This is a genomic window from Acidobacteriota bacterium (assembly GCA_009838525.1).
Taxonomy (GTDB): domain Bacteria; phylum Acidobacteriota; class Vicinamibacteria; order Vicinamibacterales; family UBA8438; genus VXRJ01.
The window spans coordinates 30954-42487 of record VXRJ01000027.1 but is presented as its reverse complement, the minus strand read 5'-3'; the positions used below and the strand labels follow the sequence as shown (position 1 = coordinate 42487).

Annotated in this window: 7 protein-coding genes and 1 pseudogene (1 of these 8 only partly in view); 2 read left to right on the top strand and 6 right to left on the bottom strand. The window is 67.6% G+C overall.

Translation table 11 applies throughout. The annotated features are described in order from the left end of the window. The first annotated feature begins 55 nt into the window (after nucleotides 1-55). Nucleotides 56-2845: a hypothetical protein gene (locus tag F4Y45_11660; GenBank protein MXY25162.1), complete on the top strand. Its 2790-nt coding sequence runs from the start codon at nucleotides 56-58 to the stop codon at nucleotides 2843-2845. A 68-nt stretch (nucleotides 2846-2913) separates the two neighbouring features. Here F4Y45_11660 and F4Y45_11655 read toward each other — a convergent pair whose 3' ends face one another. From F4Y45_11655 to F4Y45_11645, 3 genes are all read right to left on the bottom strand, one after another. After that, entirely contained in the window at nucleotides 2914-4245 is a 1332-nt protein-coding gene (locus F4Y45_11655; protein MXY25161.1) for a DUF1552 domain-containing protein, read from the bottom strand. Beyond that, nucleotides 4242-6710, bottom strand: a complete 2469-nt coding sequence (locus F4Y45_11650) for a DUF1592 domain-containing protein (protein ID MXY25160.1) — start codon at nucleotides 6708-6710, stop codon at nucleotides 4242-4244. The genes F4Y45_11655 and F4Y45_11650 overlap by 4 nt, the downstream gene beginning before the upstream one ends. Nucleotides 6711-6785: 75 nt before the next feature. Continuing rightward, nucleotides 6786-7964, bottom strand: coding sequence for a Fic family protein (locus F4Y45_11645; GenBank protein ID MXY25159.1), 1179 nt, complete (start codon nucleotides 7962-7964; stop codon nucleotides 6786-6788). A gap of 185 nt (nucleotides 7965-8149) precedes the next feature. On the opposite strand from F4Y45_11645, the gene F4Y45_11640 reads away from it, so the two are divergent. After that, nucleotides 8150-9643: a hypothetical protein gene (locus tag F4Y45_11640; GenBank protein ID MXY25158.1), complete on the top strand. Its 1494-nt coding sequence runs from the start codon at nucleotides 8150-8152 to the stop codon at nucleotides 9641-9643. 3 nt (nucleotides 9644-9646) lie between these two features. Here the strand turns inward: F4Y45_11640 and F4Y45_11635 are convergent, their stop codons facing one another. The 3 genes and pseudogenes from F4Y45_11635 to F4Y45_11625 all read right to left on the bottom strand — a co-directional run. Continuing rightward, the gene (locus F4Y45_11635; protein ID MXY25157.1) at nucleotides 9647-11005 is read right to left on the bottom strand and encodes a DUF1552 domain-containing protein; all 1359 of its coding nucleotides are present in this window, start codon (nucleotides 11003-11005) and stop codon (nucleotides 9647-9649) included. Further along, nucleotides 11002-11508, bottom strand: coding sequence for a DUF1585 domain-containing protein (locus F4Y45_11630; protein MXY25156.1), 507 nt, complete (start codon nucleotides 11506-11508; stop codon nucleotides 11002-11004). Before F4Y45_11630 ends, F4Y45_11635 begins: the two co-directional genes overlap by 4 nt. Next, a pseudogene (locus F4Y45_11625) lies at nucleotides 11294-11534 on the bottom strand (DUF1592 domain-containing protein) (it continues 2054 nt past the right edge of the window). Before F4Y45_11625 ends, F4Y45_11630 begins: the two are co-directional and overlap by 215 nt.

The window sequence follows — 11534 nt, the reverse complement described above, 5'->3', positions numbered from 1 at the left end:
CCGCCTCAAGCATATAGGAGGGCGTGGCGCGTGATATTCTGCGCCTTTTAGGCCTGTGTCGAGGCTCCGAAACCACGGGAGGCCGTTCGTGCACCACACGCGCAACTTCCGGGCCAGCGTCACGCTCGCCGCCGCCACATGGCTGCTCGTTGCCGCCACGGGGCTGGCGTCTGCGCAGGCGCCGGCGTCCGGCTACGGCATCACGCCGCCGGCGGAGTTCTTCGGCTTCGAGATTGGGACGGACGGTGAGCTGGCGCGGTATCCGCGGGTTCTCGAGTACCTGCAACACCTGGCCGGTCGCTCCGACCGCGTCACCTACACACCGCGCGGCACGACAACCAACGGCAACCCGTACGTCCTCGTCACCATCAGCGCCAGAGAGAATCTGGACCGGCTCGACCGGCTCATCGCGATCAACCACCAGCTCGCCGACCCGCGCGGTCTGACGGAGGAGGAGGCCCGCGCCCTAACCCGCGAGGGAGTTCCCTTCTATTTCCTCTTCGCCACGATTCACTCCACCGAGGTGGGGACCGGGCAGGTGATTATCAACATTGCGCACCGTCTGGCTACCGAGGAATCACCGGAAATACGGGAGATTCTCGACAACGCCGTGGTGCTGCTGGTGCCGTCGCAGAACCCGGACGGCCAGTTGCTGGTGATCGACCACTGGTACGACACCAAGGGCACTGGCTACAACCGGGTCTATCCGGACCTGTATCACCGCTACACGGGTCATGACGACAACCGTGACTGGTTCATGTTCACGCAGAAGGAAACGCGGCTCGCCATCGACATTCACCGCGACTTCAAGCCGCAGATCACGCACGACATGCACCAGATGAGCAGCCGCGGCGCGAGGATCTTCGTTCCGCCGTTCCGCGACCCGCACGATCCGAACATCCACCCGCTCCTCCTGGAGGGGCAGGCGCAGATCGGCCGCGCGATGACCGCGGCGCTCACCGCGGCCGGCAAGAAAGGGGTCATCAACAGCGACCAGTACGACCTCTGGACGCCAGCGCGACAGTACATGGTGTACCACGGGCAGCCGCGCATCCTGACCGAGATCGCGAGCGCCAACCTGGCCGATCCCTACGTCAACCCGGCGGGCCCGAACCGGCCGCTCGGACCACAGCAGGTCAGGACCAATTTCCCCACGCCGTACGACTCGGCGGTGTGGCGCCTGGGTGACATCGTCGAGTACAGCGAGATCGTTGTCTACGCCGCGCTGGAACACATGGCGAAGTACCGCACGCGCTGGATGGAGAACTTCCACCGCGTCCATGTCGACTGGGTGAACCGCGACGAAGCGCCGTACGCCTTCGTCGTCCCGGCCGATCAGCGCGACCCGTTCGCGGCCTACGAGCTGCTCGAGATCCTGCACTTTGGCGAAGTCGAGATCGATCGCGCGCGGGCGCCGTTCAGCGCCGGCGGCGAGCGCTACCCGGCCGGCTCCTGGGTGATCGACCTGGCGCAGCCGTACGGGGCGTTCGCGAAGACCATGTTGGAGCGGCAGGTCTACCCCGATCTGCGTTATTACGACGGCGGTCCGCCGATCCCGCCGTACGATGTCACGGCGCACACGCTCGGCCTGTTGATGGGTGTCGATGTCGACCGGATCGACGAGCCGGTCCGGGCCGACCTTGAACGTCTGGAGACCATCGAGCCGCGCCGGATGCCGATGCCTCCGACGCCGGCGTGGGGCTACGCGATGCCGCCCGGTTCGAACGCCGGGTTCCTGGCGGCGGCGCGGCTGCAGGCGGCAGGGGTTCCCATCTACCGCGCCGCCGAATGGTTCGAGGTGGCCGGTCGCGATCATCCTCCCGGCACGTGGCTGGTGCCGCCTACGCGGGAAGCGGCATCGGTACTGGAACGGACGGCGGAGGAGACGGGCCTCGTGGTGGCAGGACTCGACGTGGCGCCGCCGGTCGACGGCCACCGGCTGCGCGAGCCCACCCGCGTCGGCCTCTGGCGCGCCGCGAACAACATGCCGGGCGGTTGGATGATGTGGCTCTTCGAGAAGTACGAACTCGACCATGCGGTCGTTTCGTCGGTCGACTTCGACGGCGACCTCGAGGAGAAGTACGACGTCATCGTTCTCCCGGCCGGCACGAGCCGCGCCCGGATCGTGAACGGCCTCAATCCGCGGCGTCACGATGAGAGATGGCGCTGGGCGTACGGCATCGGGCGCGACGGCTGGCGCCGGCTCCGGCAGTGGGTCGAGGACGGCGGCACACTCGTCGCGCTGGGGTCGTCCGTAGAGACGGCGCGTGAATTGCTCGACCTGCCGATCGAGCCGGTGCTGCCGATGGGGAGCACGCGCCGCGCCCCGATCCGTTCGAACGTTCGGCGCCCGCCGCGGGTCACGGCGCAAGAAGCGGACGAACGATTGCGCGACGTCTTCCGCAGCCCCGCGTCGCTCGCCACCGCGCTGCGCGACCGGATCGTCGATCCGACCTCACTCTTCTATTCGCCCGGCACGCTGCTCAAGCAGGAGCACAATCCGCGGCATCCGGTCGGCTACGGGATGCCGGACGACTGGCCGGTCTTCTTCCGTTTCGATCAGGCGTATCGCCTGCTGCCCAGCTTCGATGTCGACGCCGAAGTGATCTCGCGCTATCCGGACGACGATGACATGGTGGCGAGCGGTTGGCTGCTCGGCGACGAGTTCCTCCGCAACCAGGCGAACGTCGTCGCGTTCCGGGTCGGGCGGGGCGCCGCGGTGACGATGGGAAGCCAGATCGCGTTCCGCACGCAGACGCGCGGGACGTTCAAGCTGCTATTCAACGCGATCTTCCACGGGCCGGCGGAGCCGGTCAGCGCAAGCGAACTGGCGACCCTGCGGTAGCAGAACGACGGCCTGCCGCCCGCGGGGCGGGCTCGCGAATCCTGCCGGCGTGGACGCCGGCGCGCCACTTACGCCAGCAGCGGATCCAGCGGCAGCTTGCCGGTGGCGTGGCCGAGCGAATCAACCGGCACGCCCAGTTTGTCCAGCAGACTGACGTGCAGGTTCGCCAGCGGCGTGTCCTCCGGATAGCGGATGTGGTGACCGCCCGTCCCCGCACCGCCGCCCGCCAGCAGGATCGGCAGGTTCTGGGAAGCGTGAGCGTTGCTGTCGGCCATCCCGGCGCCGTAGACGATCATCGAGTTGTCCAGCAGCGTCCCGTCGCCATCCGGCGTTGCCGCCAACCGCTCCAGGAAGTGCGCGAAGAGCTGCACGTGGTACTGGTTGATCTTCGTCAGCTTCGCCAACTTCGCCGGGTCCTTCTGATGGTGCGAGATCGGATGGTGTGCATCCGGCACGCCAATCTCGGCGTAGGTGCGGCCGGTGATCTCGCGGCCCAGCATGAAGGTGGTCACGCGCGTCAGGTCGGTTTCCCACGCGAGCGCCTGCAGGTCGAACATCAGCTCCACGTGCTCGCCGAACGTCGACGGAATTCCCGACGGCTGATCGACCACGGGAAGCTCGCGATCGCTCTGTGCCTCGGCCATCTGGATCCGGCGCTCGATATCGCGGACCGCATCGAGGTACTGCCCCAGCTTCGCCCGGTCGCCAGCTCCGAGTTCGCGCGACAGATCGGCGGCCCGCTCGGTGACTGAATCAAGCAGGCTGGCGTCCTTCTTCAGCCGGGCCCTGCGGATCTCCGGGTTGGTGGTGCCGGTGTCGCCGAAGAGACGCTCGAAGACGACCCGCGGGTTGTTCTCCATCGGGAGCGGTGTCGTCTCGTTCGCCCAGGCGACGGTATTGGTGTAGGCGCACGAAAAGCCGTCGTCGCACGAACCGGCGAAGTCGCGGCCGTCGATCGCCAGCTCCAGCGTGGCGAGCTGCGTTTCCTGCCCGAGCACGCGGCCCGCGAGCTGATCGGCGGAAACCGCCGCCAACAGGTTCGACCCATCGTCCTGCTTGGACGGCACCCCGGTCAGGAAGCGCGTCGACGAGCGGGCGTGCGGCCCTTCGCTCTCGACACCATGCATGCCGGAAAGCACCTGCACGTACCGGCGGAACGGCTCAAGCGGCTGCATGATGGTCGGGAACTCGAACCCGGCTCCCTCGGTCTTGGGCGTCCAGTGGGGCATCATCATGCCGTTCGGAACGTAGACGACGCCGTAGCGCTTGACCGGCGCCGCCGCGGTTCGGCGGATCGCCGCAAATGCGGGAACCATGCCGTCGAGCAACGGCAACGCGACCGACGCGCCAAGGCCGCGCAGGACGGTGCGGCGTGGAATCGCCTTCCTGGTGATCATCATGACTCTGCCCTCCGCATCCGGAACGGCGTGCTCTGTACGATGCCGACAATGATATCCGACCACCGGTAGCCACTGGAAGCCGCCGCCCGGCCGATCGCCCGAATCGTCGGCCGGTCGTAGTACTCCGGGGCCCGCCCCAGCGCATACGCCAGCAACTTCTCCGTCAGCGTCCCGACGAACTGCTCCCTCCGCTCCAGCAGCAGCGACCGCAGCCCGATCGGCCCGTCGAAGGCGGTACCGTCCGGCAGCTGGCCCGATGCATCTATCGGTAGTTCCGCCTCTCCAGTCGTCCGCCACGTGCCGACCGCGTCGTAGTTCTCCAGCGCCAGCCCGAGTGGATCCATCGGCGCGTGGCAGACCGAGCAGGCGGGGCTCTCACGGTGGACGGCCAGCCGATCCCGCACGGTCGCGGCGCGGCCGTCCTCGCCCCGGTCCGGAAGGTCCGGCACATCGGCGGGTGGTGGCGGCGGCGGCGTTCCGAGAATGTTGGTGAGCACCCATTTGCCGCGCAGCACTGGCGAGGTGCGGTTCGGATACGAGGTCACGGTCAGCAGGCTGCCGTGACCGAAGATACCGCCACGCAGCTCGGCCACCTCCGGGGCGAGCGCGACCCGCCGGAAGTGGCTGCCGTAGATCCCCGGTATGCCGTAGTGCCGAGCAAGCCGCTCGTTGACAAAGGTGTAGTCGGCGCCGAGTAGATCGAGCACGCTGGTGTCCTCGCGCACCAGGCTCTCGACGAACAGCTCGGTCTCCTGAAGGAATGCGTCGCGCAGGTTCTCGTCGAACTCCGGGAATATCTTCGCGTCCGGTACGACGCCCCGCAGGTTGCGGAGATAGAGCCACTGCCCGGCGAAGTTGCGCACGAAGGCCGCCGCCTTCGGGTCGGCCAGCATGCGGCGAGCCTGGTCGGCCAACACCTCCGGATCGTTCAGTCCACCCTGCGCGGCCAGGTCGAGCAGGACATCGTCCGGGCCGCTCGACCAGAGGAAGTACGACAGGCGCGAAGCAATCTCCAGATCGTTCAGCGCGTAAACCGTCCCGGGCTCGGCGTCCACCGGATCGCGCTCGACGCGGAAGAGGAAGTCGGGAGAAATGAGCAGCCGCTCGAGGGCAAGCTGAATGCCGGCGTCGAAGCTGCCGTCGTCGCGCCCGGAGCGGTAGAAGTCCATCAGCGTGGACAGGTCGGCCGTGTCAATCGGCCGGCGGTACGCGCGCCGCGCCAGGGACGCGAGGATCTCCTCCGCGCACGCGTCCTCCTCGTCCACCGCCGCCTCCTCGTCCGGCCGGCAGATGAAGATTGCGCGCCGGCTGGGCGTATCGCCCGGACCCGTGCTGACGTACGGCCCGCCGACCGCCATGTACTCCACCGCGGCGTCGCCGTCGCGCATCTCGTTCACCGCGACCGCGAATATGCTCTGGCGCGGCTGCAGCACCCCTTCCGGCTCCGTGAACCGCCGGACGAACGAGACGCTCACCACGTGTGGACCCGCCGTCGCCTCGAACCGCACCCGCATGTTGGCGTCGGCGTAGAGCATGTACTCTTCCCACTCCGGGTCGCCGAACTGGTTGCCGGCGTAGCTGGCGGGCGCCTGCGTGACGTCCGGTTCCTCGCCCCCGAACGTGAAGGTGCGAACCAGTTCACCGTCCAGGCGCACCTGTAGCTGATGACGTGATCCCATGCCGCGGACGTAGTTGACATAGTTCCGGTGCAGGACAATCTCCAGGTCGTACTCGCCATCGGCCGGGAAGTGGTGCCGAACGCCGATTCCGCCGCGCGATCCGAACGGCAGGTCGTCTCCCATCCGGTCGTCCTGGGTCAGGAGGATGGGCACCTTGTAGGTCTCGACGGCCGGCCCGAGCGGCACTTCGCCGACGGCGGTTCTTCCGATCTTCCGGGCGGCCGACAGGTAGCGTTCCATCAGCGCGGGCGATACGGTCAGCACATCCGCCATGTTGTCGAAGCCGTACTGATCGATGTTGTCGGCGGGAAGGAGCGCGGCGACGTCCACGTCGAGTGCGAGCAGGTCGCGGATGGCGTTGGCATACTCGGCCCGGTTCAACCGGTGGAACGCCTCTGTCCGTCCCGGGCTGGGGCGGGACGCGGCGTACGCGTCCACCTCCGACTCGAGCCAGGCCGCCAGGGTGTCGTATGTCTCGATGTCGGGGCGCGGCCGGCCGACCGGCGGCATCGTCCGGGTCCGAAGCTTCGAGATGACCTTCTCCCAGGTCTCCGCGTGGGCGCCTACCTGGGCGAGATCAACACCGTCCAGCGAAAGCTCCGCCGTCCGAAGCCGGTCGTTGTGGCACGTGACGCAGTAGCGTCCGACCGTCTGCTGCAACAGCTGCGCCTCGGGCGGCGCCTCCTGGGCAAGCGCGGCGGGCGGCGAGGCGAGGAACGGCCCCGCGGCGAGGGCAAGCGCCAACACGCCGCATGGCATCAACCGGACACGAACGCCGTGAAACATGGTCCGTCGGCCTCCTCGGATGCCGGATTGCGGGTCAACCCCACCTTATACCACGTTCGTGCTCGTTCGGCGGCTTCACCCCCGTCGCGCGGGCAGGTGGCGGCGCAACAACTCCATGTTGGCCCGATAGCCGCCGCCGGGTTCGTCCCGGACGACCAGATCCATGTCGATCAACACTCTCAGATCCCGGAGCAGAGTAGTTTCCGTCAGCCTGGCGTATTCCCGCGCCAAGCCGAGAGTCAGCATCGGCAGCCCGTCGAGCGTGACTGTCTTGTTCAGCGGAAAGTTCAGCATCAGCTCCCGCCGACGTCTGAACACGGGCTTCTTGCGGTAACTCTGCCCGGCGAAGCGATCATGGATGAGTGTCCGCCAGGCGATCTCGAACTGATGCTGCTGAATAGTGTGCAGCCTCTCCAACAGACCGTCGCGATAGCCCTCTACCGCGTAGGCGATGAACGCCCCGAGGTCTCGGCTAATGCATGCCTGGTGGATCTGCCGGTAGTACTCGGGCCGCGTCAGGTTGTAGAAGTTGGACAAGATGTGCGACGCGATGTCTGGATTGCCGGCCCGCAGGAGCAGGTAGAACTCCAGCATCCGGCCGGTCCGGCCGTTTCCGTCTCCGAAGGGATGGATCCACTCGATGTAGACGTGAGTTACGACCGCCTGAATCACCGCATCCGAGAAAGCTGGCGCATTCCCGTTCGCGGGGAAGTCCTCGCTTAGCCATCGACACAGTAGGTTGACAAGCTGCGGAACGTCGGCCGCACGGGGGCACCGGTACGGACCGACAACCCGTTCGTCCGTTCGGAATTGTCCGGGCACCGCGTCGAAGTGCTCGCCCAACTCGGTTCCGATCTGGCGGTGGAAGTTCCGGAGGAGCGCCGGAGAGACCCGTGGGATCTCCCGCCGGCCAGCAATGTCCTGCACGATCTTGTTCATGGCGTCGAGGACGTTGCGAACCTCCCTTTCCTGGTATTCCTTGCTGGGCGGCAACGATTTACCCGCTGCCACCTGCTGCACCTCGAGGTCGGTCAGCGTGTTGCCCTCGATCGCGGTAGTCGCCTGCGCACCCTTGATCAGGGCCACCTGCTTGAGTTCACGGTAGCGATCCGGGCTGAGCGGAGTTTCCTGGATCGCACGGATGATGGTGTTGCACTGGCCGAGTTGATAATGGACGTCCGGACCGATCTCCCAATGCCGGCAGAACCGCAGGTGGGGATAGAGCTCTCTCAGCGGCCTCGGGACATCTACCATTACAAATACATCATAGTATTTGTCTGAGAATCTGCAAGCGGAATTGCTCTTGCAGCAACTGCAGCCAGCGCGGCTGCTCCACCCGCCGCATAAGGCGGGTAGATTCGGATGGCGTCCTGCGGTACGATTGGGCTCTCGCCGCCGGGCGGGAAGGACCGCTGGGCGGGAAGCCCTGTGAGGAACAGATGCGACAAGCCGGCAGCTTGACTGTTTACATGTTGGCGCTCGCCGTGCCCCTCGCGCTGCCACTCGCCGCGGCGGCGCAGTCGGGGGCGCCGACGCCCGGCGCCCCGGCGCTCGTAGAGGCGGCGCGTGCGGACGACGCGCAGGGCGTGAAGGCCCTCATCGACGCCGGCGCCGACGTCAACGCCCGCCAGGGCGACGGGGCCGGTGCGTTGCACTGGGCGACGCATCGCGACAATCTCGCCATTGCGCGTTTGCTCATTGACGCGGGCGCCGACCCCAACGCCGCCAATGACCTGGACGCGACGCCGCTCTGGCTGGCCGCCGAGAACGGTAGCGCCCCCATCACCGAACTGCTCCTCGACGCCGGCGCGAATCCCGACCTGACGCTGGCGATGGGTGAGACGCCGCTGATGATTGCCGCCCGCTCGGGCGCGGCGGAGACCGTCGCCCTGCTGCTCGACGCGGGGGCCAGCCCGAACACCGCCGAGCGCGAACGCGAGCAGACGGCGCTTATGTGGGCCGCCGCGCAGGGGCACGCCGACGTAGCGCAACTGCTGCTCGACGCGGGCGCCGACCTGACCGCCCGGAGCCGTGTCTGGGATCAGTTGGAGAACACGGCGGGGAATACCAACACCAGCGGCAATTTCCGGATGTCCCACGGTGGTTCGACGCCGCTGCTGTTCGCGGCGCGCGGCGGAGATGTCGAAACCGCGCGCGTCCTCATCGAGGCGGGAGCGGACCCTAATGAGACCGCCGCGGCCGGCACCAGCGCGCTCGTGATCGCGGCGCACAGCGGCCACGGTCCCCTCGGCATCTTCCTGCTGGAGGAGGGCGCAGACCCGAACGCGGCCGCGGCGGGCTATACGGCGCTCCACGCGGCAGTTCTCCGCAGCCAGGCGGCGTTGGCCGAGGCGCTCCTGGACCACGGCGCCGAAGTGGACGCGCTGGTCGAGCATGGGACGCCGGGCCGGCGTTTCAGCGCAGATTTCAGCATCCGCCACCAGTGGATCGGCGCGAACGCGTTCTGGCTCGCGGCACGCTATGGCGAGCCCGAGATCCTGCACATTCTCGCGGAGCATGGCGCCGACCCGCACGTCATGCCGGCCAACCGGATGTCCGCGCTACAGGCCGCGATGGGCATCACGCGGAACGCCGCCGAGAACCGCCGCAACCAGGTCGACGCGCCGGAAATCGACCCGGACCAGCTGGAGCAGCTCACCCTCGACATCGTCAGGAGAGTCCTCGAGATGGGCGTGGACGTGAATCTGTCGGACGAGCGTGGAGATACTGCCCTGCATCACGCGGTTCGGATCGGCTTCGCGTCGGTAGTGGACCTGCTCGCGTCGAACGGCGCCCGCCTCGACGCGACGAACGAACGGGGTGAGACGGCGCTCGCGCTGGCGGAAAGCCAACTTCCCATTCCCGGATCGAACGGTCTCCGCGCCAGCCGTCCGGAGATCGCGGACCTGCTCCGCCGGCTCGGCGCCAACTGACGATTAGAGACTGAGCGGCGCCGTGTTCAGCAGGCCCGTGCTGTCGCCCAGCTTGTCCGCCGGCACTCCCGCCTTGTCGAGCACCGTCAGCAGCAGGTTCGACATCGGCGTATCGGCCGCGTAGGCGCGGTGACGCCCGCCGTTGAGGCGTCCGCCCCCACCGCCCGCCACGAGGCACGGCAGGTTGGTGTGCTCGTGCAGGTTGCCGTTCCCGATGCCGCCACCGTAGACGATCATCGACTGATCGAGCAGGGTGCCGTCGCCGTCCGGCGTCTCGCGCAGCTTGCCGAGGAGGTCGGCCAGCAGCGTGATGTGGTACGTGTCGATCTTCGCCTTCTTGGCGATGTACTCCGGGTCGTTCCGGTGGTGTGACACGGTGTGGTGCTGATCCGGAACGCCAATCTGCGGGTACGGCCGCGGGCTCGCCTCGCGCGCCATCATCAGCGTGAAGACCCGCGTGACGTCCGCCTGAAACGCCAGCACCTGCAGATCGAACATCAGCTTCGCGTGATCCTCGAACTGCTCCGGGATGTCCACCGGGCGCTCCGGCAGCTCGACGAACGCGTCGGGACCGCGCGCCTCGGAGCGCTGAATCCGCTGCTCGACATCGCGAACCGCATCCAGATACTCATCGAGCTTGTTCCGGTCGGACGGGCCGAGCGTCCGCTCCAGCCGCGCCACCTCGGCGGTGACCGAATCGAGGATGCTGCCCGTCTGGCGCATCACCGCCAACCGGTCGGCAGCGCTTCCGCCCTCCCCGAACAACCGCTCGAAGACGACGCGCGGATGCGCCTCCATGTCGAGCGGAGTCGTCTCGTTGCGCCAGGTGATGGTGTTGGAATAGAAGCAGTCACCGGTGTCGCAGGCGATCGCGGACGGCTGCTCCAGGGCCAGCTCCAGCGACGGGAGCGGCGTTTCCTTGCCGAACTCGCGCGCCGCGATCTGATCCGCCGTCACTCCCAGCTTGATCTCGGTGGGCCCTTGCCGCCCGCGGCGCTCCCAGGCATGGACACCGCTCAGCCAGACGGCAGTGGCGCGCGGATGGTCGCCGTTGCCGTCGCCGAACGAGTCGGCCTGCCGGTGCGCGAGGCCGCTCAGAACCAGCAACTGATCGCGGAACGGCTCGAGCGGGCTCAGGATCGGCGAGAACTCGAAACCCCGTCCGACCTGCTCCGGCACCCACTGCTCCTGAATCACGCCGTTCGGGACGTAGATGAACCCGAGCCGGCGGACGGGCGCCGTCACCTGCCGCGCGAGGGCGGAGGCGGCCGGTGTCATCGCATCGAGGAACGGCAGCGCGAGGGTCGCGCCAACGCCGCGCAGGAACGTCCGACGGGGAAGCGCTTTCTGGGTGATGATCATGATGGTGCCAGCCTCATCTGGAACGGAATGCTCTCGGCAATCCCGACAACTATCGACTCGAAACTGTAATCGTTCGCCTCGGCGTCGCGGACTATGGCCCGCACGGCCGGCATGTCGAACGACTCGACGTTGCGACCGAGCGCATAGGTGAGCAGCTTTTCGGCGATGGTGGTGACGAATCGCCGCTCGTCGCGCAACAGCGCCTCCCGCATGCCGGTGGGGCCCTCGAACGCGCTGCCATCCGGCAGGATGCCGGACGCGTCGATAGGTTCGTTCGACTCGCCCCGGTCACGCCAGCGGCCAATGGCGTCGAAATTCTCGAGGGCAAAGCCGAGCGGGTCCATCTGCGCGTGACAGCTTGCGCACGCCGGGTTCGCCCGGTGCTGCTCCATCGCGGCGCGCATCGAAAGCGCCGCGCCGTCGTCGGCCGTCTCGGGCAGCCCCGGCATGTCCGGCGGGGGCGGGGGCCGGTGCGCGGCCAGGAGGTTGACCAGGAACCACATTCAGCGGAGTAACGGGGAAGGGGGCG